This is a genomic window from Micromonospora sp. NPDC005254, from assembly GCF_042872525.1.
Taxonomy (GTDB): Bacteria; Actinomycetota; Actinomycetes; order Mycobacteriales; family Micromonosporaceae; genus Micromonospora.
Map to the genome: position 1 here is coordinate 924,966 of NZ_JBIAKM010000001.1, position 24,342 is coordinate 949,307.

Sequence of the window (24,342 nt, forward strand, 5' to 3'; positions counted from 1 at the left end):
GTGCGCTTGGCACTGCTCGGCTGCGGCACGGTCGGCCAGGAGGTGGTCCGGCTGCTGCACGAGCAGTCGGCCGACCTGGCCGCCCGCATCGGCGCTCCACTGGAGATCGCCGGTATCGCCGTCCGCCGGCTCGGCCGCGACCGCGGTGACCTGCCGGTCGACGAGGCCCTGTTCACCACCGACGCGCTCGGCCTGATCAAACGGGACGACGTCGACGTGGTGATCGAGGTGGTCGGCGGCATCGAGCCGGCCCGGGGCTGGCTGGTCGAGGCGCTGCGTGCCGGCAAGAGCGTGGTCACCGCCAACAAGGCGCTGCTCGCCGAGGACGGGGTGGCCCTGCACGAGGCGGCGGCCGAGGGCGGTGGCGACCTCTACTACGAGGCGTCGGTCGCCGGCGCGATTCCGCTGCTGCGCCCGCTGCGCGAGTCGCTGCACGGTGATCGGATCAACCGGGTCACCGGCATCGTCAACGGCACCACCAACTTCATCCTCTCCGCGATGGACGCGACCGGCGCCGGGTTCGCGGAGGCCCTGGAGCAGGCCACCGCCCTGGGGTACGCGGAGGCCGACCCGACCGCCGACGTCGAGGGCTTCGACGCGGCGGCGAAGGCGGCCATCCTCGCCTCGCTGGCGTTCCACACCCGGGTCGGCGCCGCCGACGTGCACCGCGAGGGCATCACCGACGTGACCGCCGCGGACATGGCCAGCGCCCAGGCGATGGGCTGCACGATCAAGCTGCTCTGCATCGCGGCGCGGGGCGTCGACGCGGCCGGTCAGGAGACGGTCAGTGTCCGCGTCCACCCGGCGATGATTCCGCGCAGTCACCCGCTGGCCAGCGTCGGCGACGCGTTCAACGCGGTCTTCGTCGAGGCGGACGCGGCCGGGCAACTGATGTTCTACGGCCGGGGCGCGGGTGGCGCGCCGACCGCCAGCGCCGTGCTCGGCGACGTGGTGGCGGTGTCCCGCAACCGGCTCGCCGGGGTGCGCGCGGCCAGCGAGAGCGCGTACGCGGCCCTGGCGGTGCGGCCGATGGGCGAGGCGCTGACCCGCTACCACGTGAGCCTGGACGTGGCCGACCGCCCGGGTGTGCTGGCCTCGGTGGCGGGCGTCTTCGCCCGGCACGACGTGTCGATCGCGACCGTACGACAGGGCTCGGCGGGCGGGGCGCCCGGCCGGGACGGCGACGCCGAGCTGGTCATCGTCACCCACGTGGCGCCGGACGCCGCGCTCGCCGCGACAGTGGCCGAGCTGCGCGGCCTGGACATCGTCCGGTCGGTGACGAGTGTGCTGCGGGTCGAGGGCGGCGCCTGAGTCGTTGAGCCACCGGGGCGGCTCGCCCGTCCCGCCAGGTGGGTAACCCGGGGTGTGCCATCGATGGCTGCGGCAGGGTGGTCCAGGGTGGCCTGATGCTCGGGTCGGTGCAGGGGTAGAGGCGAGGAGAGCGACATGTGGCGGGGTCTGATCGAGGCGTACCGGGATCGGCTGCCGGTCACCGCGGCCACGCCGGTCGTCACGTTGCACGAGGGGAACACCCCGCTGCTGCCGGCGCCCGTGCTCTCGGCCCGGCTCGGCTGCGACGTCTACCTGAAGGTGGAGGGCGCCAACCCGACCGGCTCCTTCAAGGACCGGGGGATGACCCTCGCGGTCTCCAAGGCGGTCGAGGCCGGCAACAAGGCGATCATCTGCGCGTCCACCGGCAACACCAGCGCCTCCGCCGCGGCGTACGCGGCACGGGCCGGGCTGACCTGCGCGGTGCTGGTCCCGCAGGGCAAGATCGCGCTGGGCAAGCTGGCCCAGGCGCTGGTGCACGGGGCGAAGCTGCTCCAGGTCAGCGGCAACTTCGACGACTGCCTCGCGCTCGCCGCCAAGCTGGCCCAGGATCACCCGGTCGCGCTTGTCAACTCGGTCAACATCGACCGGCTGCACGGCCAGAAGACCGCCGCCTTCGAGATCGTCGAGGCACTCGGCGACGCCCCCGACATCCATTGCCTGCCCGTCGGTAACGCCGGCAACATCTCCGCGTACTGGATGGGATATTCGGAGGAGCACGCCGCCGGCGCCACCACGCGGGCGCCGAAGATGTACGGCTTCCAGGCGTCCGGTGCGGCGCCGATCGTGACCGGCCAGGTGGTGCCGGAGCCGTCGACAATCGCCACCGCCATCCGGATCGGCAACCCGGCGAGCTGGACCAAGGCGCTCGACGCCCGGGACGCCTCCGGTGGCCTGATCGCGGCGGTGACCGACCGGGAGATCCTCTCCGCGTACCGGCTGCTCGCCCGCGAGGTGGGGGTCTTCGTCGAGCTCGGCAGCGCGGCCAGCGTGGCAGGCCTGCTCCAGCAGGCCGCGGCGGGCGTGGTTCCGGCCGGCTCGACGGTGGTCTGCACGGTGACCGGTCACGGGTTGAAGGACCCGGAGTGGGCGATCTCCACCGCGCCCGCCCCGGTGACCATCGGCAACGATCCGCTGGCCGCGGCCCGCGCCCTCGACCTGGCCTGAGAGCGGCACAGCCCACGGCGGTGGGCCGCCCCTGGGGGCGGCGGGGGTCCAGGTGATCGAGTCCGGCACACTTTCACCTATCCCCGCCCGCATTCTCTTTCAGGAGTGAGCCAGGCCGATGTCGCTGCTCGCCAGATTCAGCCTCGCCAACCGAGGGCTGGTCGCCCTCATCGCGGTGGTGATTACGGCGTTCGGAGCGTTCGCCGTGCCGTCGCTGAAGCAGCAACTGCTGCCGTCGCTCGAGTTCCCGGCCGCGTTCATCGTGGCGCCCTACCCCGGTGCCGGTCCCGAGATCGTCGAGTCGCAGGTGACCGAGCCGATCGAGAACGCCCTGCAGGGCCTCCCCGGGCTGGACAAGGTCACCTCCACGTCCCGCGAGGGGTCGGCCACGATCCAGGTGCAGTACGAGTTCGGCACCGACCTGGACGACGTGGTCAACAAGATGCAGACCGCGCTGAGCCGGATCGACGCCCAGCTGCCGGAGAGCGTCGACCCGCAGGTCATCGCGGGGAGCACCGACGACCTGCCGGCGGTGGTGCTGGCCGCGGCCGGCGGCGCCGACGAGCGGGCGCTCGCCGAGAAGCTGCGCGCGACGGTGGTGCCGGAGCTGGAGGGCATCGAGGGAGTCCGCACGGTCGAGGTGACCGGGACCCGCGACGACGTCGTGGTGGTCACCCCGGATCCGGCGAAGCTGGCGGCGGCGAAGGTCCAGCCGACCGCGATCGGCGCGGCGTTGAAGACCAACGGCGTGTCGGTGCCGGCCGGTGCGGTGACCGACGGCGGCCTGGCCCTTCCGGTGCAGGTCGGGACGCCGGTCGCGACTTTGGACGACCTGCGCGGCATCATCATCGCGCCCGGCGCGGCACCGGTTCGTCTCGGTGACGTGGCGACGGTCGAGCAGCAGCTCGCCCCGGCGACCGCGATCACCCGGACCAACGGCAAGGACAGCCTCGGCATCGCCGTCACCGCGGCGCCGGACGGCAACGCGGTGGAGATCTCCCACGAGATCCAGGACCGGCTGGCCGAGCTGAAGGACGCGTCCGGCGCGGAGCTGACGGTGGTCTTCGACCAGGCGCCGTTCGTGGAGAAGTCGATCAAGTCGTTGACCACCGAGGGCCTGCTGGGCCTGCTGATGGCGGTCATCGTCATCCTGGTCTTCCTGCTGTCGGTGCGTTCGACAGTGGTCACCGCGGTCTCCATCCCGCTCTCCGTGCTGGTGGCGCTGCTCGCCCTGTGGATCGGCGACTACTCGCTCAACCTGCTCACCCTCGGCGCGTTGACCATCGCGGTCGGCCGGGTGGTGGACGACTCGATCGTGGTGTTGGAGAACATCAAACGACACCTGGAGTACGGCGAGGAGAAGCGCCAGGCGATCATCACCGGCGTCCGCGAGGTGGCTGGCGCGGTGACCGCGTCCACGCTCACGACGGTGGCGGTGTTCGCGCCGATCGCGCTGGTCGGCGGGTTCGTCGGGCAGCTCTTCGCGCCGTTCGCGATCACGGTGACGGTGGCGCTGCTCGCCTCGCTGCTCGTCTCGCTGACGGTGATCCCGGTGCTGGCGTACTGGTTCCTCAAGCCGCGCGGCGGCACCGTCGACGACGACGCGGTGCGCCGCGACGCCGAGGAGAAGGAGCTGCGCAGCCCGTTGCAGCGGGCGTACCTGCCGGTGATCGGGTTCGCCACCCGCAAGCGGTCGACCCGCTGGATCACCGTCGGGCTCGGCCTGCTGGTGCTCTTCGGCACCTTCGGGTTGGCGCAGAAGCTGGAGACGAACTTCCTGGACGACTCCGGTCAGGACACGCTCAGCTTCCGGCAGGAGCTGCCGGCCGGCAGTGGCCTGGCCGCCACCGACGCGGCGGCGAAGCAGGTCGAGGCGGTCCTCGGGAGGGTCGGCGGGGTCGAGACTTACCAGGTGACCGCCGGTGGCGGCGACAACCCGTGGGCGGGCGGCGGGGGCAACAACGTTGCGAGCTGGTCGTTGGCTCTCGACGGCGACACCGACGCCAAGCAGGTCCGTGAGGAGCTGCGCCGGGAGTTTGACAAGATCGGCACCAGCCTGGGTGAGGTCAGCTTCGGCGGTGGCCAGGACGCGTCGACCAGCCAGCTGGAGGTGGTCGTCCAGGCCAGTGACCCGGAGGTGCTGACCCGCGCCGCCGAGGCGGCCCGGACGGCGATGGCCGGTGTCCCGGACGTCGAGGACGTCACCACGAGCCTCGCCGAGCGGGTGCCGAGGGTCGACGTGACCGTCGACCGGGTCGCCGCCGGCCGGGTCGGCCTCACCGAGGCCGCCGTGGGTCAGCTCGTGTCGCAGGCGTTCCGTGGCGCTCCGCTGGGGCAGGTGGCGCTCGACGGCCGCCAGCAGGACGTGGTGCTGCGGCTGAGCGCGGCCGCCCCGGTGTCGCTGGAGCAGTTGCGGGCGCTTCCGGTCGGGCCGGTGAAGCTGGACGACATCGCGGACGTCACCCAGGCCGAGGGGCCGCAGCAGGTCACGCGGATCGACGGTGAGCGCAGCGTCTCGGTGACCGGCGCCGCGACCGGTTCGAACCTGGGTGCGACCACCAAGGAGTTGCAGAAGCGGCTCGACGGCATCGACGTGCCGGGGGCGAGCTTCACCATCGGTGGGGTCAGCGCCGATCAGGCGGATGCCTTCGGCGACCTGGGCCTGGCGGTGCTGGCCGCCATCGCGATCGTGTTCCTGATCATGGTGGCCACGTTCCGGAGCCTCACCCAGGCGTTGATCCTGCTGATCTCCATCCCGTTCGCGTCGACCGGCGCGATCGGTCTGCTGCTGGCCACCGGGACGCCGCTGGGAGTGCCGGCGCTGATCGGTGTGCTGATGCTCGTCGGCATCGTGGTGACCAACGCGATCGTGCTGCTCGATCTGATCAACCAGTACCGGGCGCAGGGCATGGGGATCCGGGAGGCGGTGGTCGAGGGTGGCCGGCGTCGGCTGCGCCCGATCCTGATGACCGCGGTCGCGACGATCTTCGCGTTGCTGCCGATGGCCCTCGGGTTGACCGGCGAGGGCGGCTTCATCTCGCAGCCCCTGGCGGTCGTGGTGATCGGTGGCCTGCTCAGCTCGACGCTGTTGACGCTGATCCTGGTGCCGACGCTCTACACGATGGTGGAGCGCACCAAGGAGTCGCTGCCGGAGCGTCGTCGTCGGCGGCGATCCGGTGACCCGGCGGTGACCGGGCCGACCGGGTCGGAGGGCGTCGAGCCGGACGGCCCGAACCAGGTGGCCGTGCCGACGGGCGCACCGGTGTCGACGCCGGCCGACGGCACGCAGCCGGCGGCGGCACGCCCCGCCCCATCGGGCGCGCTGGTGGACGGCACGGACCAGTTCGAGGTGCTGCGGCTGCCCCGCAGCCGCACCTCGCCGCTGCCCCCGTCCGAGCCGACCGAGTAGTCGGACGACAACCCGGAACGCCCCCGGCAGGCTCGCCTGCCGGGGGCGTTCTGCTGCGCCGCCGCGGACACTCCGATCGGCCGACGGGTGCTGCACTTTGCGTTACATCTTGCATACTCCAGGTAGACATGGCGAGGTGTCGGCGAGCGGGGCGGGTGGATGACCGAGAGCGCGCACGGGTGGTCCCGGCGCGATCTGCTGCGCCGGGGGGCTCTGGTGGTGACCGGGGCGGCCGCCGGGGCGGGCGCCACCGACGCCTGGCTCACCCATCGGCGGCTGCCGCTCGCCGGCGGCCCGGCCAGCGCCACGGTCGGCAACGGGCCGCAGAACGTCGGCTCCGGCGCGGTGCCGGTCATCTGGTCGGGGCCGACCACGCAGCGGCTGGTCGCGCTCACCTTCGACGACGGGCCGGCGCCACAGTGGACGCCCATGGTGCTGGACACCCTCGCCCAGCACCGGGTGCCCGCGACGTTCTTCCTGGTCGGCGCCCAGGCCAGGAAACACGCCGACCTCGTACGCGACAGGCTCGGCGAGCACGAGGTGGGCAACCACAGCTGGGCGCACCGGGACCTCGCCCGGCTGGACGCCGCCGCGGCGTACGACGACCTGCACCGCAGCCACGACGCGATCGCCGAGGTGACCGGCAGGCCGCCGAGGCTGGTCCGCCCGCCGTACGGCCACCTGGGTGGTGCGGTGCTGCACGCGGCATCCCGGTTGAACTACCGGCTGGTGCTCTGGTCGTTGCAGATGGTGGAGCGGGAGTTTCCCGACGACCCGGCCGGCCACGCCCGGCGGATCGTGGCCACCGTCCGGCCGGGGACCATCGTGCTCGGGCACGACGTCGGTGACCGGAGACGTCTGGTCGCGCTGCACGGCCTCCCCGACATGATCGCCGGGCTGCGGGCGCGTGGCTACACCTTCGTCACCGTCTCGGCGCTGCTGGGACCCGGTGTAGCCCCCGCACCGACCGGGTAGGGTCCCGCTCCGTGGCGTCCACCCTCGCGGTCCTTACCGGCAATCGGAGCTTTCGCAATCTCTTCCTCGCCGAGCTGGTGGTCTTCGGTGCTGACTGGTTCGTCATGGTGCCGCTGCTGGTGCTGCTGCCGCAGCTGACCGGCAGCGGGGTCTGGGGTGCCCTGGTGCTGGCGGTGGACACCGGCATCGTGGCGCTGCTGCTGCCGTACACCGGCACGATCGCCGACCGCTTCGACCGGCGGAAGATCATGATCACCGCGAACGTGGCCGCGCTGGCCGGCGTGCTGCTGCTCCTCGGCGTGCGCGACCGCGGTACGGCGTGGTTGGCGCTGGTGGCGATCGGTGCCGTCGCGGTCGCCAAGGCGTTCTACTCGCCGGCCGCCCAGGCCGCGCTCCCCAACGTGCTGGAGCCGCACGAGCTGGCCGCCGGTAACGCCGTGGCCGGCTCGGCCTGGGGCACCATGACTGTGGTGGGCGCCTCGCTGGGCGGTGTGCTCAGCTCGGCTGCCGGCCCGTACGCCTGCTTCTGGGTGGCGGCGGTCGGCCTGGCGCTGGCCGCGGGCCTCGCCACCCGGATCCGCCGGCCGTTGCAGGCGGCCCGCGACCCGGAGCTGCCGGCGCAGCGGACCTGGTCGGCGGTCCGCGAGGCGCTCGGCTACATCGGGCACCGGCCGCGGGTGCTGGCGCTGGTCACGGTCAAGTCGGCGGTCGGCCTGGGCAACGGCGTGCTGACCGTGTTTCCGCTGCTCGCCGGCGTCTACGGGGTCGGTTCGCTGGGCGCCGGCCTGCTCTTCGCGGTCCGCGGAGCCGGCGCCCTGGTCGGCCCGATCCTGATGCGGCGGGTGTTGACCAACCGGTCCTGGCTGCTGCCCGGGCTCGCGCTGTCCATGTCGCTCTACGGCCTGGCCTACCTGGGTACGTCGGTGGTGCGCTGGTTCCCGCTGGTGCTGCTGCTGGTCTTCGTGGCGCACTTCGCGGGCGGCAGCAACTGGGTGATGTCGAACTTCGCCCTTCAGGGCGAGGTGCCGGACCGGCTGCGCGGGCGTGTCTTCGCCACCGACATGATGCTCGCGACGCTGGCCATCTCGGTGAGCCAACTGGCGGTGGCCCTGGTGGTGGACGTGGTGGACGAACGGGTGGTGCTGGCCGGCTGCGGACTGGTCACCCTCGTGTACGCGGTCGGCTGGCGGATCGCCACCCGCCGGCTGTCGCTGACAAACCCGGTCGCCGAGCCGGTCGGCGACCCGGCCGGCTGAGACCCGCGGCCGGCCGCGTTGGAGATCGGCCCGGATACGACACCGGTATCCGAGCCAATCTCCGCCTTGCGGGACCGCCGCCTGGACTCCGCCTCGGCTCGACCGAGGACTTTGACACACGCCCTAGCATGAGCGCGTGCCGACGAACTTCACCGCCGGGCCGGTCCGGGTCCGGGTCCCCGCGACCAGTGCCAACCTCGGTCCGGGCTTCGACGCGCTGGGGCTCGCCCTCGGGCTCTACGACGACCTGGCCGCCGAGGTCGCGGCCGCCGGGGTCCGGGTGACGGTCACCGGCCAGGGCGCCGGTGAGCTGCCGGACGACGACCGGCACCTGGTGGTGCGGGCCATGCGTGCCACCTTCGACGTTCTCGGCGCGCAGCCCGCCGGCCTGAGCGTCGAGTGCGTCAATCGGATCCCGCAGGCGCGCGGCCTGGGCTCGTCGTCGGCCGCCATCGTCGCCGGGGTGCTGCTGGCCCGTGCCCTGGTCGCCGACGGCGAGCACCGGCTGGACGAGCCCGGCGTGCTCCGGCTGGCCGCCGACATCGAGGGCCATCCGGACAACGTCGCTCCGTGTCTGCTCGGCGGTTTCACGGTGGCCTGGTCCGAGCCGGGCGGCGCTCGCGCGGTGTCCCTGCCGGTCGCGGCCGGCGTACGACCCACGGTTTTCGTGCCGGCCGAGCGCGGCCTGACCGCTACCGCGCGGGCGGCGCTGCCGGCCACCGTGCCCCACGCCGACGCCGCGTTGACCGCGGGGCGGGCGGCGCTGCTGGTGCACGCGCTCACCACCGACCCGGCGCTGTTGCTGCCGGCCACCGTCGACCGCCTCCACCAGGATTACCGGGCAGCCGGGATGCCGGGCACATCGGCCCTGGTCAGCGAGTTGCGAGCGGCGGGTGTGGCGGCTGTGGTCAGTGGGGCCGGGCCGAGCGTGCTGGCGCTCAGCGCGCCTCCGCCGAGCCTCGACGCGGGAACAGACTGGCAGATCTGGCAGTTACCGATAGACGTCAGCGGCGCCCGGGTCGCCCGGGGTAGACTTGGACACGCCGAGCGGGACCCTGTTGCCGCAGGTCGGAAGAGTTGATTACGCTCTAGACCTAGCACAGCCGCGAAGCACGCGATCTCCTGCGGGGCGGCGCACCCCCGAAGCTCTCGGCGGTCAGCCCGTCACCCCTGCCAAGGCCCACGCCGCACCGCAGTTTCCACAGGTCGCCGCAGACGGCGAGACCTGCTCACCGACGTTTGGTGGGTCGGGAAACCACCGGCTGCTGTGTCACAGACTCCCGCGACGCGTCCTTGCGAGGCGGGTGCACCGAGGCCGCCCGGCCACCTGAGCTCCGACTCCGGGCAGTCCCGGCCTTATCGAGGGAAGGAATCCATTGAGCGACACCACCGACGTGACGTCGGATGTTTCCAACGTCGCTGGCGATGCCACCGCTGCCGCTGCCGCTCCCGCCCGTCGTCGGCGCAGCGGCACCGGTCTGTCGGCGATGCTGCTGCCAGAGCTGCAGAGCCTGGCTGCGTCGCTCGGCATCTCCGGCACGGCTCGCATGCGCAAGGGTGAGCTGATCGCCGCGATCTCCGAGCGGCAGGGCGGCAACGCCGCCGGGACCCCTCGACCGCGAGCCGAGGTCGCGGCTGCGGCCGCTCCGGCCCGTGAGGAGGTGCGGGAGACCGTGGATCGCCCGGCGGCCGAGAGCCGCAGCACCGACCAGACGCCGGCCGAGCCGGCTGCCGCGACCGAGGGCCGTGGCCGTACCCGGCGCAGCCGGACCGCCCCGGCCGAGTCCCGTACCGCCGAGGCCGGCACCTCTGAGCCGCGCGCCGCGGAGGCGCGTTCCTCCGAGGTCCGTTCCTCTGAGGTCCGTTCCGCTGAGGCCCGCACCGACGAGGTGGAGGCCGGCGAGCGGTCCGACCGTGGCGAGAACCGCCGCGACCGTGCCGAGCGCAGCGACCGTGCCGAGCGCTCCGACCGCGGTGAGCGGGCCGAGCGCAACGATCGGGGCGAGCGCAACGATCGGGGCGAGCGCAACGATCGGGGCGAGCGCAACGATCGGGGCGAGCGTGCCGACCGTGGTGAGCGGGCCGAGCGCAACGACCGGGGTGAGCGCAACGATCGCGGTGAGCGGGCCGAGCGCAACGATCGGGGCGAGCGTGCCGACCGTGGCGAGCGGGCCGAGCGCAACGACCGGGGCGAGCGCGCCGAGCGCGCCGAGCGGGGCGACCGCAACGACCGGGGCGAGCGCGCCGAGCGCACCGACCGTTCGGAGCGCGCCGACCGCAACGACCGCGGCCAGCGTGTCGAGCGGGACAACGACGACGACGACGGTGAGGGCGGCGGTCGGCGTGGCCGGCGCAGCCGCTTCCGGGACCGTCGGCGTGGCCGTGGCGAGCGGGCGGAGACCGGTGGTGACACCGGTGGCCGTGAGCCGCAGGTCGGCGAGGACGACGTGCTCGTCCCCGTGGCCGGCATCATCGACGTGCTCGACAACTACGCCTTCGTGCGGACGACCGGTTACCTGGCCGGCCCGAACGACGTGTACGTCTCGATGTCCCAGATCAAGAAGTACGGTCTGCGCCGCGGTGACGCGATCACCGGCGCGGTGCGTGCGGCCCGCGAGGTCGGCAACACCGGTGACCAGCGGCGGGACAAGTACAACCCGCTGATGCGGCTGGACACGATCAACGGGATGGAGCCGGACGAGGCGCGGCGGCGGCCGGAGTTCTACAAGCTCACGCCGCTCTACCCGCAGGAGCGCCTGCGGCTGGAGACCGAGCCGCACATCCTGACCACCCGGGTCATCGACCTGGTCATGCCGATCGGCAAGGGCCAGCGGGCGCTCATCCAGTCGCCGCCGAAGGCGGGTAAGACGATGGTGCTCCAGGCGATCGCGAACGCGATCACCCGGAACAACCCGGAGTGCCACCTCATGGTGGTGCTGGTCGACGAGCGGCCCGAAGAGGTCACCGACATGCAGCGGTCGATCAAGGGCGAGGTCATCGCGGCCACGTTCGACCGTCCGCCGCAGGACCACACGACGGTGGCGGAGCTGGCCATCGAGCGGGCCAAGCGCCTGGTCGAGCTGGGTCACGACGTCGTCGTGCTGCTCGACTCGGTGACCCGGCTCGGTCGGTCGTACAACCTGGCGGCGCCGGCCAGCGGCCGGATCATGTCGGGTGGTATCGACTCCACCGCGCTCTACCCGCCGAAGCGCTTCCTCGGCGCGGCCCGCAACATCGAGAACGGCGGGTCGCTGACCATCATCGCCACGGCGCTGGTGGAGACCGGGTCCATGGCGGACACGGTCATCTTCGAGGAGTTCAAGGGCACCGGCAACGCCGAGTTGAAGCTGGACCGGAAGATCGCCGACAAGCGCACCTTCCCGGCCATCGACATCAACCCGTCCGGCACCCGGAAGGAAGAGGTCCTGCTCGCGCCCGAGGAGCTGGCCATCATCCACAAGCTCCGCAAGGTGCTGCACTCGCTGGACTCGCAGGCGGCGATGGATCTCCTGCTGGACCGGCTCAAGCAGTCCCGCACCAACATCGAGTTCCTGATGCAGATCGCGAAGTCGACGCCGGGGGAGTAACCGTTCCCGGTTGACCGACGACGAAGGGGCACGGCCATCGCGGCCGTGCCCCTTCGTCGTGTCCGCCCATCGTCCTTTGCTCTGCTTCAACCGGCGCAACACTTCGGGGCGCTTTGTGTTGCGTCCGTTGAAGCAGAGCAAAGGGGAACGAGAGGGAGCGGCCGGCCCTGCTCGCACGCCACCAGAGGGGGTTCGGCGGGGAGCCAGGAGCCGGGGTTGGCGGAATTTTCCTTCGGTTCAGTCGACAGGTCTTGAAACTTCTATTCACTGCCGGGTTGACTGTCGTCCATGCGTACCCGCAGACGATCCGCCCGTCGCACCGGTGTCCTGCTGCTGACGCCGCTGCTCGCCCTGGCCGTGTCGCCGCCGGCCACCGCCGCGCCGCCGGCACCGTCGGTGGCCACCCGGCCCGTGGCGTCGCCGCCCGCGCTCCCGGCCACCGCCGCCGAGGACGCACCGGCCGCGTCGTCCCACCCGGCCGACTCGGTCAGCCTCGCCGCCGACCCGACCGCCGCGACCGCCCCGACCGCCGCCGCTGGCGGACTGGAGCCGGCCGGCGGCCTGGAGACCACGAAGGCCACCCGTCCGGTCGCGCCGGGCGTGCAGCTCACCTCCTTCGACAGGTACGACGCCGATGGCTGGCTGCGCGCCGACGCGCTCACCACCGACCTGGCCGGCGGGTCCACGGTCGACTACGTCAACTCCGGCGCGGTCAGCCGGGCCGAGCCGCTGCGCAAGGCGGTGGACGACTCGCGGGCGGTCGCCGCGGTCAACGGCGACTTCTTCGACATCAACAACTCCGGGGCCGCGCAGGGCGTCGGCATCCGCGACGGCGAGCTGATCCAGTCGGCGGTCGGCGGTCACCGCAACGCCGTGGCGGTCACCGCCACCGGAATCGGTCGCGTGGTCGAGGTGAACTTCGACGGCAGCGCCACCCTGCCCACCGGGCCGGTGGCGCTGACCCAGTTCAACAACATGGTGCAGGCCGACGGCATCGGCGCGTTCACCGAGCTGTGGGGGACGTACTCCCGGCAGCGTGCCGTGGAGGGCGCGGCCCGGGTGGTCGAGGTGACAGTGACCGGCGGCCGGGTGGCCGCGGTGGCCGGCGTGGCCGGCAGCGGCCCGGTCGTCGCCGGCAGCACGGTGCTGCTCGGCCGCGACGCCGGCGCGGACGCGCTGGGCGGGCTGCACGTCGGTGACCCGGTCCCGGTGACCTGGCGGCCGAAGTCGTCCGACGGGAGCGCCCTGCACGCGGCGGTCGGAGGTGGCAACGTCCTGGTCCGCGACGGCGTCGTGCAGAGCATCGCCGATGCGACCCTCGCCCCGCGTACGGCGGTCGGGTTCAGCGCCGACGGCCAGAAAATGATCATGCTGACCGTGGACGGCCGGCAGGTCGACAGCCGCGGCGTGACGCAGACCGAGATGGGCCGGATGATGGCCGAGCTGGGCGCCCGGGACGCGCTCAACCTCGACGGTGGCGGATCGTCGACGCTGCTGGCCCGGGAGCCGGGCGCGTCGGCCGTGCAGGTGGAGAACGGCCCCTCCGACGGCAGCGAACGGGCGGTGCCCAACGGCCTGGCCATCTACGCGCCGAAGGGCAGCGGCCGGCTCACCGGCTACTGGGTCGAGACGTCCAGCGATCCCACCGCCGCCCCGGGCGTCTCGCCGGTGCGCGGTGGCCGGCCCGACCGGGTCTTCCCCGGGCTGACCCGCACCCTCACCGCGGCCGGCTACGACGAGACGTACGGCCCGGCCGCAGGTGCGCCCACCTGGCGGGCCACCCCGGCGGCCCGGGGCCGCATCGACCGTGACGGGGTCTTCCACGCCGGCACGCCGGGAGCCAGCACGGTCACCGCCGCACGGGGTCGGGCGACCGGCTCGCTGGGCCTCACCGTCCTGGGCCCGCTGACCCGGCTCGGCACCACGGTGCCACGGATCGGGCTGACCGGCCAGGACGGCAACGCCCTGGTCGGGGTGGTCGGCTACGACGCCGAGGGCAACACCGCGCCGATCGAGCCGGCGGACCTCACCCTCGACTACGACCACGACCTGCTGCGGATCGCCCCGAGCCGGGACGGCAACCTCACCGTCACCGCGCTGCGCGACACCGGCTCCGCCCTGGTGACCGTCCGCGTCGGACGGACGAGCACCGTCCTGCCGGTCACGGTCGGGCTGACCGACGTGCCGGTCGCCGGCTTCGACGACGCGGCGTCCTGGCGGTTCAGCCAGGCCCGCGCCAGCGGCTCGGTCGCGCCGGCGCCAGGTCACACCGGCACCGGCCTGAAGATGTCGTACGACTTCAGCCAGTCCACCGGCACCCGGGCCGCGTACGCCGACCCGCCGGCCTGGGTCGAGGTGCCCGGCCAGCCGCAGGCCTTCGGCATGTGGATCCACGGCAACGGCACCGGGGAGTGGCCGAGCCTGCACCTGCACGACGCGCAGGACACCCAGCACGTGCTGCGCGGCCCGCTGATCACCTGGACCGGCTGGCGGTACGTGGAGTTCGCGGTGCCGGCCGGGGTGCAGTACCCGGTACGGGTGCGCCGCTTCTACGTGGCCGAGACCAACGCCGCCGCGCAGTACACCAGCGAAGTGATCATCGATGACCTGGTGGCGAAGGTGCCGCCGACGGTCGACGTGCCGGCGGCGGCCCCGCGCACCGACCGGGTGGTGGTCCGCGACGGCACGGTGGACGGCGCGCCCTGGCGGTTCGCGGTGCTCTCCGACGCCCAGTTCGTCGCCGCCGACCCGGACAGCGACCTGGTCGCCCAGGCCCGGCGGACGCTGCGCGAGGTGAAGGCCGCCCGGCCGGACTTTCTGCTGATCAACGGTGACTTCGTGGACACGGCCTATCCGGCCGACTTCGCGCTGGCCCGGCGCATCCTCGACGAGGAGCTGAGCGACGCGCTGCCCTGGTACTACGTCCCCGGCAACCACGAGATCATGGGCGCCCCGATCAGCAACTTCGAGGCCGCGTTCGGCGCCACCTCGCGGGTGTTCGACCACGCTGGCACCCGGTTCGTCACGCTGAACTCGTCCAGCGGGACGCTGCGTGGTGGCGGCTTCGACCAGGTGCGGATGCTGCGCGAGACGCTGGACGCGGCGGCCACCGACCCGCGCGTCGGCTCGGTCGTCGTCCTGCACCACCACCCGGCGCGTGACCCGAGCCCGGCGCAGGCCAGCCAGCTCGGCGACCGCAAGGAGGCGGCGCTGCTGGAGCAGTGGCTGGCCGACTTCCAGCACCGCACCGGCAAGGGCGCGCTGTTCGTGGGCGGGCACGTCGGCACCTTTCACGCCGACCGGGTCGACGGGGTGCCCTACGTGATCAACGGCAACTCGGGCAAGACGCCGTCGACCCCGGCCGACCAGGGCGGCTTCACCGGCTGGACGGAGTTCGGTGTGGACCCGGTCACCCCGGCCGAGGCCGACCGGGCCCGTCGCGACCCGTTCGCCGAGGGGCCCCGCTGGGTGGACGCGGAGTTCCACGCGCACACCGACCGGCTGACGCTCGCCGCACCGGCCAGCGTCGCGGTCGGCGCCCCGGCGGCGGTCACCGCCACGCTCACCCAGCCCGGCGGCCGTACGGTCCCGGTGGCCGCACCCGTCAGCGCCGACTGGACCGCCTCGCCGAACCTGCACATCGGCTCGGCGGCCGGTGTGCGCCCGTGGCACACCGCCCGCTTCGACCCCGCCACCGGCACCCTGACCGCACTGCGCCCCGGCGCACCCGTACGCCTCAGCGTCACCGTCAACACCATCCGCGCCGAAGCCACCATCTCGCTCATCCGGTGAGCGCCTAGCAGGGCCCTTCCCCGCCGAAGGGCCCTGCTCGCGCTCAGAAGTCGCCGTCGGCCACCTGGAAGACGGTGAGGCCGAGGGCTCGCCACATCTGCACCACCTGGACGCGGTCGTCGAAGACGCCGGCCACCCGGTAACGGTCCCGGATCTCCCGGTCGTAGATCTCCCGCTTGACGATCGAGTCCTTCCGGGAGTCGCCGACGGCCCGCAGGTGCAGGCCGAGGTAGGGGACCCGGACGTGCCGGGCCAGCCACGCCTCGGTGGCCGCGCGGGCGGAGGCGTCCCTCCCGGAGCAGAAGACCACCCCGTACCCGGCCGCGTGCATCGCCCGGACCGCCGCGATCACCGCCGTGTTCGGCTCGTCCTCGCCCACCCGGGTCATGTCGTACGGGCTGCGGGACACGGCCAGCGCGACGGTGCCGTCGATGTCCACCAGGACGATCTCGGGTGGCTCGGTCGACGGCGGGTGCACGACGGCGGGGCGCCCGGTGCGGGCCTGCGGCACCGGCAACGGCAGGGTCCGCCCCTTGAGGTACCGCTCGTGCAGCCGACGGATGGCCTCGGCCCCCACCTGTTCGGCCGCCGGGCGGGCGGCGTCGCGGCGCAGGCATTCGGCAAGCGGCACGTCGGTGAAGTCGTGCACCTCGAAATCCGCGCCGTGGCGGGCGGCCAGCTCGGCCCAGTCGCGCAGCGTCCGCGAGCGCAGGTTGGTGTCGTCCACGCAGACGTCCGCCCGGGCCCGCAGCAGCGCCTCGACCTGGGCCCGCTGTACGACGGTCACCTGGGCCTCGGCCCACTGGGTGAAGAGCCGCTCGCCGTGCAGCATCCGGCGCAGGTCGTCCCGGTTGACCCGGACGACGGACGGCTGAAGCGTGCGGGCGAACGTCGTCTTGCCCGAGGCGGGCAGTCCCCGGGTGGCGATCAGGCGGGTCATCGGCGGCGCACCTTCGGCTCGGCGTGCGTACCCCCGGCGGGGTACCCGGCGGTGGTCCGCCGGGTGGGCGAATGCCCTGTCGGGCGGTGGGAATGCGGACGGGGAGGCACGTGTTGACGATGCCGGACGAGGTGTGCGGCCCGCTTACCGGGTCGGCTCCGGCCCATGGCACACTGGTCAATCGGCCACCGGTTCCGGTTCACGCCCGAGCCCGTCGCGTACGGCGCGACGAGCGATGACGGCGACCCGGCGACCACCAACGAGAGGACCGAGGCGAGATGAAGGCAAACATCCACCCGGAGTACGTGACCACCGAGGTCAGCTGCTCCTGTGGCAACACGTTCACGACCCGCAGCACCGCCAAGGGCGGGGCGATCCACGTCGAGACCTGCAGCGCCTGCCACCCGTTCTACACCGGTAAGCAGCGCGTTCTCGACACCGCCGGCCGGGTCGCGAAGTTCCAGCAGAAGTACGCCAAGGTTCAGGCCAAGAAGGCCAAGTAACTCCCCGTTCGGCGCCCGCGTCCGGTTTTCCACCGGACGCGGGCGCCGTCCGCGTTTCGCCTGTTTCCACGCGCGGTCGGCTCTCGGGGCCGGCCCGGTGTCGCACCGTCGAAGGAGCATCCGCAGCATGAGCAGCGAGCGTCTGGCCGGCCTCCTCGACGAGTACGCGGAGCTGGAGAAGCGGCTGGCCGACCCGGCCATCCACGCCGACCAGGCCACCGCGCGCCGGGTGGGCCGCCGGTACGCCGAGCTGGTGCCGCTGCACAAGGCCGCCGGTGAGCTGGAGCAGGCGCGCGCCGACCTGGCCGCGGCCCGCGAGCTGGCTGCCGAGGATCCCTCGTTCGCGGCCGAGACCGAGGCGATCGCGGCGTCCCTGCCGGTGCTGGAGGAGCGCCTCGCCGAGCTGCTCATCCCGCGTGACCCGCACGACGCCAAGGACGTGATCGTCGAGATCAAGGCCGGTGAGGGCGGCGAGGAGTCGGCGCTGTTCGCCGGCGACCTGCTGCGGATGTACACCCGGTACGCCGAGCGGCACGGCTGGATCACCGAGGTGATCGACGCGCAGGACTCGGATCTCGGCGGCGTCAAGGACGTGTCGCTGTCGATCAAGACCAAGGGCGTGCCCGAGGGTGGGAACGGCGTCTGGTCGCGGCTGAAGTGGGAGGGCGGCGTGCACCGGGTGCAGCGCGTCCCGGTCACCGAGTCGCAAGGCCGGATCCACACCAGCGCGGCCGGGGTGCTGGTGCTCCCCGAGGCCGAGGACGTCGACGTCACCATCGACGCCAACGAGCTGCGCATCGACGTGTTCCGGTCGTCCGGGCCGGGCGGCCAGTCGGTGAACACCACCGACTCGGCGGTACGGATCACCCACCTGCCGACCGGCATCGTCGTCTCCTGCCAGAACGAGAAGTCCCAGTTGCAGAACCGGGAGCAGGCGATGCGGATCCTGCGGGCCCGGCTGCTCGCCGCCGCCCAGGAGCAGGCCGACGCCGCCGCCTCGGACGCCCGCAAGGCGCAGGTACGCACCGTGGACCGCTCGGAGCGGATCCGCACGTACAACTTCCCGCAGAACCGGATCACCGACCACCGGATCGGCTACACCGCCTACAACCTGGATCTGGCGCTCGCCGGCGACCTGGACGGGGTGCTGGACGCCCTGGCCGAGGCCGACCGCGCCGCCCGGCTGGCCGGCGACACCGAACTGACGCGCCGCTGACCGTACCGCCGGCCTGCGCGGCCGCGACCCCGGTCGATCATGGAGTTGTGGTGGGGAGATTGTCGCGTCGTGGGCCTTTTGTGGGGGACCGCAAGTCCTTGATCGACCCCGTAAGGGGGGTCAGCTCGCGCGGGGGCGTGACTTCGCGCGCAGCATCTCCCGGTCGGCCTGCTCGAATGCGACGCTGAGCGCGTCGCGCAGCCCGCCGCCGCCGGAGACCTCGGCGAAGCCGATGCTCACCCCGACCGGGGTGCCCGGCACCAGGGACTCCCAGTCCTCGTTGCGCACGGCCGCCTCGATCCGGCGGGCCACCTCGGCGGCCTCGGTCATGCCGGTCTCCGGGAGCACCACCACGAACTCGTCCCCGCCGTAGCGGGCCACGAAGTCACCCCGGCGCATCACCCGGTTGATCACCCCGGCGATGCGTTGCAGCACCAGGTCGCCGGAGTGGTGCCCGTGGCGGGTGTTGACCGCCTTGAAGCCGTCCAGGTCGCAGACGCCGATGACCACCCGCTCGCCCCGGGTGACCACAGCGGTGATGTACCGCTCCAGCCTGCGCCGGTTGGGTAGCCCGGTGAGCGGGTCGGTCAGCGCTTCGCCCTCGTACCGGGCCGCCTCCCGACGCATCTCCTCGTGGTCGATCCGGGCGGCGATGCCGTCGATGTAGACGTCGCGCAGCCGGTCGTTGCGTTGCGCGGCGAGCCGGAACGCCAGCCGGTCCGCCCGGTGCGCCGCCGGGTGGTCGCCAGCGCGGGCCAGCGCGATGCTGCGCAGCCGGGCCGGCTCGGCCGCGCCGAGCGTCTCGGTGGACACCCGGATGGTGTCCAGCCGGGCGACCGCCTCGATGGGCCGACCGTCCGCGACGGCCAGGCAGACCATGCCGAGCTGTCGCATGTCCCGCGCCCGGGCGCTGTCCCCGCCGTGGCTGAGCAGGTGGGACGGCTGGGTCTCGCCGGTCGGCTCCAGCGGGTCGCCGAGCGCTGCCTGACGTGCCGCCGAGTATCCGTACGCGGCGAGGCTGCTCGGGCGCAGTCGGCCGGCCCGCCCGCTGCGGACGAACCGGGCCAGATCGGCCGCGACGTCCCGCAGCACCCGCAGGCAGCCGTCGCTGTCCCCGTTGTGGTCCAGTGCCACCGCGTTGCGCAGCCGGATGCCCGGTGCGGCGAACGTCTCCTCCGGGATGCCGGCGGTCAACCCGAGCTGCCGCGCGCGTTCGATCGCGCCCAGGGCGTAGCCGTGGAAGCTGAGGTAGCTGTAGGCCATCGCGAGGTCGTGCCAGCCCCACGCGGTGTCCCGGTCCGGGTCCTCCACGGCGCCGAGCGCCCGGGCGGCCTTGACGAGGTGGGTGACGCAGCGGTCCAGCGCGCCCTGATGGTGCGCGGCGAGCGCGGCCAGCGCGTTGAGGTGCCCGTGCAGGTAGGGCTCGGCGAGATCGCGAACGGCCGCCGACGCCTCCTCGATCGCCCGGGTGAACTCCGCCGTCCGACCGAGATTGATCAGCGCGGAGAGGCGCTGCACCAGGGCGTCCGCACGGGCGGCCGGGTCGGTGGTGGTGCCGATCACCCGCTCCAGCAACGCGTACGACTCCGCCGAGCGACTTGCTTCTTGCAAAGCCCGCGCCTGCGTGAGGGTGTCAACCTGGTCATCGACCCGGTCGAGCCAGCCCACCCACAACCTCCTGCCGTGTGCGTCTTGCCGCACCCGTTCGTCGCGTCGTCCGTGACGCCTCATGATTGTCGCGTGACCACTCTGCCGCAACACCCCCCCGAAGGGACAGGACGTACCCGTCCGTCCGCCGCGGTCGCCCGCGCGGCGCGGGCGCTCGCCGCCGCCGGGGTGGGCCCGGCGCGCGTGGAGGCCGAGCTGCTGGCGGCGTACGTGCTGGGGGTGCCCCGGGGTCGGCTGGCGCTCGCCGACGACCTGGACGACGCCCAGCTGGCCCGGCTCGACGAGCTGGTCGGCCGCCGCGCCGGTCGGGAGCCGTTGCAGCACCTGACCGGTCGGGCCGGATTCCGGCATCTGGAGCTGGCGGTCGGTCCGGGCGTCTTCGTGCCCCGCCCGGAGACGGAGCTGCTGGCGGGCTGGGGTGTCGAGCAGGGCCGGAGCAGACCCGAGCCGCTGATCGTGGATCTGTGCAGCGGCACCGGCGCGATCGCCCTGGCGGTGGCGCAGGAGCTGCCCGGGGCGCGGGTGATCGCGGTCGAGCGGTCCGCGGCGGCGTTGGCGTGGCTGCGCCGCAACGCGGCCGAGCGGGCCGCCGCGGGCGACCGGCCGATCGAGGTGGTCGAGGCCGACGTGACGGCGCCGGACCTGCTGGCGCACCTGGTGGGGCGGGTGGACGTGCTGCTCTGCAACCCGCCGTACGTGCCGGTGGAGGTGGTGGTGCCGCCGGAGGTGGCCGCGCACGATCCGGCGGAGGCGGTCTTCGGCGGCATGGACGGTCTGGCGGTGATCCGACCGGTGATCATCCGGGCGGCGGCGCTGCTGCGCCCCGGCGGCGTCATCGGGGTCGAGCACGACGACACGCACGACGTGGCGGTCCCGGCGTTGTTCGCCTCCGACGGCCGGTTCGCGGACGTCACGGAGCATCTGGACCTCACCGGCCGCCCTCGCTACGCCACCGCGTCCCGACGGGCGGACGGCCAGCACACCGCGCCCGGGCCGGCGTGGCAGACTGACTCCTCGTGATGCTCTACGACTGTCGATCGCCCGCCGATCGGGACCGCGGCATCGCTGCGGCCATCGAGGCGGTCAAGAACGGCGAGCTGGTCGTCCTCCCGACGGACACCGTCTACGGGATCGGCGCGGACGCGTTCACGCCCTACGCGGTCAAGGCGCTGCTGGACGCGAAGGGCCGGGGCCGGCAGATGCCGCCGCCGGTGTTGATCGGTTCGCGCCACACCCTGGACGGGTTGGTCTTCTCGCTGCCCACGGCAGCACGGGACCTGGTGGAGGCGTTCTGGCCGGGTGCGCTGACCATCGTGGTCGAGCACTCGCCGAGCCTCCAGTGGGACCTGGGCGACAAGACGGGCACGGTGGCGGTGCGGATGCCGCTGCACCCGGTGGCCCTGGAGGTGCTGCGGGAGACCGGCCCGATGGCGGTCTCCTCGGCCAACAAGACCGGCCAGCCGGCGGCGGTTACCGCCGAGGAGGCACGTGACCAGCTCAGCTACTCGGTGCGCGCGTACCTGGAGGCCGGGCCCTGCCCGGATCCGGTGCCGAGCACGATCGTGGACCTGACCGGCGAGGTGCCGCAGTTGCTGCGGGCCGGCGCGATCCCGCTGGAGAAGCTGCGCGACGTCGTCCCGGATCTTCTCGACGTCCAGGGGGCCTGAGTGCCCCCGTTCACCGTCCTGCACGTCTGCATGGGCAACATCTGTCGTTCGCCGATGGCCGAGCGACTGCTCGCCCTCGCGGTGCGGGAGCGGTTGGCCCGGCGTGCGCAGGACCCGGCCGCCGCCGAGGAGCTGGTGCACAGCCACAGCGCCGGCACCGGCGGCTGGCACGCGGGCGAGGAGATGAACCCGCCGGCGGCGCGACAGGTCATCGACCGTGGCGGCGCCGTCGAGGGGTTCGCGGCGCGCAAGCTGCGCTCGGACCACATCGACGCCGCCGACCTGGTCCTGACGGCCACGGCCGACCAGCAGGAGTACGTGGTCGCGCTCCGTCCGGACGCGGCGGCCCGCACCTTCGTGCTGGGTGAGTTCGGCCGGCTGCTCGCCGCGGTGGACGCCGCCGCGTTGCCGGCGGCCGAAGCCACCCCGGAGGCGGTGTACGCCCGGGGCGTGGCCCTGGTGGCGGCGGCGCACGACAACCGGCTGGGCGCCTCCGCGCTGCCCACCGACGATCTCGACGATCCCTGGGGTCGCGGCGACCAGTGCTTCACCCGGGTCGCGGACGAGATCGAGGAGACGGTCCACCCGCTGGCCGCCGCGCTGCTGCCCTGAGCGACCTGCGAGTTTCCTCCGGGTTTGGGGAAAACCAGGGGCGAAAGGGGTGTTCCGGGTCATTCTGAACGGGTCCTAGCGTGACCGGCTCCTGCGGGGAGAGCTGATGATCCGGGCCCGACTCGACAAACTGCTGACCGTGGTGATCGCCGGCGTGCTGGCCGGACTGGTGCTGGCCGGAGCCGCCCTACCCGCGGCCCTGGTCTTCGGAATTGGCTTCAGCGCCCTGTCCACGCCCTACTCGGAGCTGCCCAGCACGCTGCGCACGCCGCCCACCGCCCAGCGCTCCAACCTCTACGCCAACGACGGCACCACCCTGATCACGTCCTTCTACCAGGAGGACCGGGTGGACGTTCCGCTGCGTGAGGTCGCCCCGGTGATGCGGCAGGCCATCGTGGCCGCCGAGGACGTCCGGTTCTACCAGCACAGCGGGGTGGACCTGCGCGGTGTGGTGCGCGCCTTCACGGTGAACAAGCGTGACGGCAGGACCCGGCAGGGCGCCTCCACCCTGACCATGCAGTACGTCCGCAACGTGCTCAGTAGCGACCCCCGGCTGACCGAGCGACAGCGCCAGGCGGCCACCGAGGTCACCACCGCCCGCAAGCTCCAGGAGATGCGGTACGCGCTGGCGCTGGAGCGGGAGCTGAGCAAGGAGGACATCCTCACCCGCTATCTCAACATCGCCTACTTCGGGGCCGGGGCGTACGGGATCGGGGCGGCCAGCAAGCGCTACTTCTCCCGCTCGCCGGCCGAGTTGACCCTGGCCCAGGCCGCGCTGCTGGCCGGGCTGGTCCGCTCGCCGGACAGCGACGACCCGATCAACGGGGACGCCGACAGCGCGCTGGGCCGACGGACGTACGTGCTCGAGCGGCTGGTCGAGACCGGTCAGGTGTCGGCCGACGCGGCGGCGGCGGCGCAGGCCGAGCCGTTGCAACTGCGACCCAGCGAGACGCCGAACGACTGCACGGGGGTGCCCGACGGGCACAACGACTGGGGCTTCTTCTGCGACTGGTTCACCCGCTGGTGGAGCAGCCAGTCGGCGTTCGGGTCGAGTGCCGACGAGCGGCGACGCACGTTGCGCCGGGGCGGCTTCTCCATCGTCTCGTCGCTGGACCCGGCGGTGCAGCGGGCCACCACCGAGCAGGTGCTGAAGATCTACCGCCTGACCGACGCGCGGGCGGTGCCCACCGCCGTGGTGCAGCCCGGCACCGGCCGGGTGCTGGCGATGTCGGTGAACCGCACCTACAGCGTCGCGGCCAACCCGGTCGGGCAGAAGAACCATCCGAACACGGTCAACCAGCTCGTCGCCGGCGGCGGGGCCATCGAGGGCTACCAGGGCGGCTCGACGTTCAAGCTCTTCGCCATGCTGGCCGCGCTGGAGTCCGGCCTGCCGCTGTCGACCGAGTTCACGGCGCCGACCCAACTGCTCACCCGGTTCCCGGTGACGGGGGCGGGAAGCTGCGACGGCCGCTGGTGCCCGTCGAACGCCAGTCCCTCGTCGATGAACGGCCCCCGCACCATGTGGACCGCGTTCGGCCGGTCGGTGAACACGTACTTCGCGTGGCTGACCGAGCGGGTCGGCGCCGACCGGGTGGTGGAGATGGCCGAGCGGCTGGGCATCGTGCTGCGGGCCGACTCCGACGAGCGGCTGGCCCGCTACGGCGCGAAGGACTGGGGCCCGTTCACCCTGGGCGTGGCCGCGACGACCCCGCTGGACCTGGCGACGGCGTACGCCACGGTGGCGGCCGAGGGGACCTGGTGCGCGCCGCTGCCGGTGGTCTCGATCAGCGACTCGACCGGCCGGCCGGTGGACGCCGCCAAGCCGGACTGTCGACAGGTGCTCGACACCGACGTGGCGCGGGCGGCGGCGGACGCGGCCCGCTGCCCCGTGGGCGACCAGTCGATGTACGGGCGGTGCGACGGCGCCACCGCGCCCGACCTGCGTTCCCAGCTGGGCCGCCCGGTGGCCGGCAAGACCGGCAGCTCCGAGCGGTACGAGACGGAGACGGTGGTGGCCTTCACCCCGCAGTTGGCGGTCGCCTCGATGGCGGCCAACCCCGACGACCCGCGGGACGCGGTCGGTCAGGCGGTGCAGGCCCGGATGGCGACCGCGGTGGGGGAGGTGCTCGGCGCCGCCCTCCGCGACCAGCCGGTACGCGACTTCGTCCCGCCCAGCGAGCGCGCCGCGTTCCAGGTCACCGGGGCCCGCACCGGCAACTGA

Annotated in this window: 16 protein-coding genes; 14 read left to right on the forward strand and 2 right to left on the reverse strand. The window is 73.1% G+C overall.

The genetic code is table 11. The features are described from left to right. The 8 genes from ACFYPR_RS04485 to ACFYPR_RS04520 all read left to right on the forward strand — a co-directional run bounded on the left by ACFYPR_RS04485 (window position 1) and on the right by ACFYPR_RS04520 (window position 15,515). A complete protein-coding gene (locus tag ACFYPR_RS04485; RefSeq protein WP_354859309.1) occupies window positions 1–1,311 on the forward strand; it encodes a homoserine dehydrogenase in 1,311 nt (436 codons plus the stop codon). A gap of 135 nt (window positions 1,312–1,446) precedes the next feature. After that, the gene (gene thrC, locus ACFYPR_RS04490; RefSeq protein ID WP_387258576.1) at window positions 1,447–2,496 is read left to right on the forward strand and encodes a threonine synthase; all 1,050 of its coding nucleotides are present in this window, start codon (window positions 1,447–1,449) and stop codon (window positions 2,494–2,496) included. Window positions 2,497–2,614: 118 nt separating this feature from the next. Further along, window positions 2,615–5,905, forward strand: a complete 3,291-nt coding sequence (locus ACFYPR_RS04495; protein WP_387258577.1) for an efflux RND transporter permease subunit — start codon at window positions 2,615–2,617, stop codon at window positions 5,903–5,905. A gap of 159 nt (window positions 5,906–6,064) precedes the next feature. Next, complete coding sequence (locus ACFYPR_RS04500; protein WP_354859301.1) at window positions 6,065–6,880, forward strand: polysaccharide deacetylase family protein; 816 nt, start codon at window positions 6,065–6,067, stop codon at window positions 6,878–6,880. Between the two features lie 11 nt (window positions 6,881–6,891). Then, complete coding sequence (locus ACFYPR_RS04505) at window positions 6,892–8,136, forward strand: MFS transporter (RefSeq protein ID WP_354859303.1); 1,245 nt, start codon at window positions 6,892–6,894, stop codon at window positions 8,134–8,136. 136 nt (window positions 8,137–8,272) lie between these two features. Then, window positions 8,273–9,217 carry a homoserine kinase gene (gene thrB, locus ACFYPR_RS04510; protein WP_355137964.1) on the forward strand — a complete coding sequence of 315 codons (945 nt, stop codon included), beginning with the start codon at window positions 8,273–8,275 and terminating at the stop codon, window positions 9,215–9,217. A gap of 295 nt (window positions 9,218–9,512) precedes the next feature. Next, window positions 9,513–11,723 carry a transcription termination factor Rho gene (gene rho, locus ACFYPR_RS04515; RefSeq protein ID WP_387258578.1) on the forward strand — a complete coding sequence of 737 codons (2,211 nt, stop codon included), beginning with the start codon at window positions 9,513–9,515 and terminating at the stop codon, window positions 11,721–11,723. A 288-nt stretch (window positions 11,724–12,011) separates the two neighbouring features. Then, complete coding sequence (locus ACFYPR_RS04520; RefSeq protein ID WP_387258579.1) at window positions 12,012–15,515, forward strand: phosphodiester glycosidase family protein; 3,504 nt, start codon at window positions 12,012–12,014, stop codon at window positions 15,513–15,515. Between the two features lie 43 nt (window positions 15,516–15,558). On the opposite strand, the gene ACFYPR_RS04525 is transcribed toward ACFYPR_RS04520, so the two are convergent. Then, window positions 15,559–16,455, reverse strand: a complete 897-nt coding sequence (locus ACFYPR_RS04525) for an AAA family ATPase (protein WP_387258580.1) — start codon at window positions 16,453–16,455, stop codon at window positions 15,559–15,561. Window positions 16,456–16,733: 278 nt separating this feature from the next. On the opposite strand from ACFYPR_RS04525, the gene rpmE reads away from it, so the two are divergent. Both rpmE and prfA read left to right on the forward strand, forming a co-directional pair. Next, on the forward strand, window positions 16,734–16,958 hold the full coding sequence (gene rpmE / locus ACFYPR_RS04530) for a 50S ribosomal protein L31 (RefSeq protein WP_007464546.1): 225 nt from the start codon (window positions 16,734–16,736) through the stop codon (window positions 16,956–16,958). Window positions 16,959–17,085: 127 nt separating this feature from the next. Continuing rightward, window positions 17,086–18,174 (forward strand): peptide chain release factor 1, encoded by a 1,089-nt coding sequence (gene prfA, locus ACFYPR_RS04535; RefSeq protein WP_354861485.1) that lies wholly within the window; start codon window positions 17,086–17,088, stop codon window positions 18,172–18,174. Between the two features lie 120 nt (window positions 18,175–18,294). Here prfA and ACFYPR_RS04540 read toward each other — a convergent pair whose 3' ends face one another. Further along, window positions 18,295–19,842: a GGDEF domain-containing protein gene (locus ACFYPR_RS04540; protein WP_355063560.1), complete on the reverse strand. Its 1,548-nt coding sequence runs from the start codon at window positions 19,840–19,842 to the stop codon at window positions 18,295–18,297. A 72-nt stretch (window positions 19,843–19,914) separates the two neighbouring features. Between ACFYPR_RS04540 and prmC the strand changes: the two genes are divergently transcribed. From prmC to ACFYPR_RS04560, 4 genes are all read left to right on the forward strand, one after another. After that, a complete protein-coding gene (gene prmC / locus ACFYPR_RS04545; protein ID WP_355063559.1) occupies window positions 19,915–20,862 on the forward strand; it encodes a peptide chain release factor N(5)-glutamine methyltransferase in 948 nt (315 codons plus the stop codon). Further along, window positions 20,862–21,509 (forward strand): L-threonylcarbamoyladenylate synthase, encoded by a 648-nt coding sequence (locus ACFYPR_RS04550; RefSeq protein WP_234588740.1) that lies wholly within the window; start codon window positions 20,862–20,864, stop codon window positions 21,507–21,509. The genes prmC and ACFYPR_RS04550 overlap by 1 nt, the downstream gene beginning before the upstream one ends. Continuing rightward, complete coding sequence (locus tag ACFYPR_RS04555; protein ID WP_354861489.1) at window positions 21,510–22,121, forward strand: phosphotyrosine protein phosphatase; 612 nt, start codon at window positions 21,510–21,512, stop codon at window positions 22,119–22,121. Between the two features lie 106 nt (window positions 22,122–22,227). Then, window positions 22,228–24,342 carry a transglycosylase domain-containing protein gene (locus tag ACFYPR_RS04560; RefSeq protein WP_387258581.1) on the forward strand — a complete coding sequence of 705 codons (2,115 nt, stop codon included), beginning with the start codon at window positions 22,228–22,230 and terminating at the stop codon, window positions 24,340–24,342.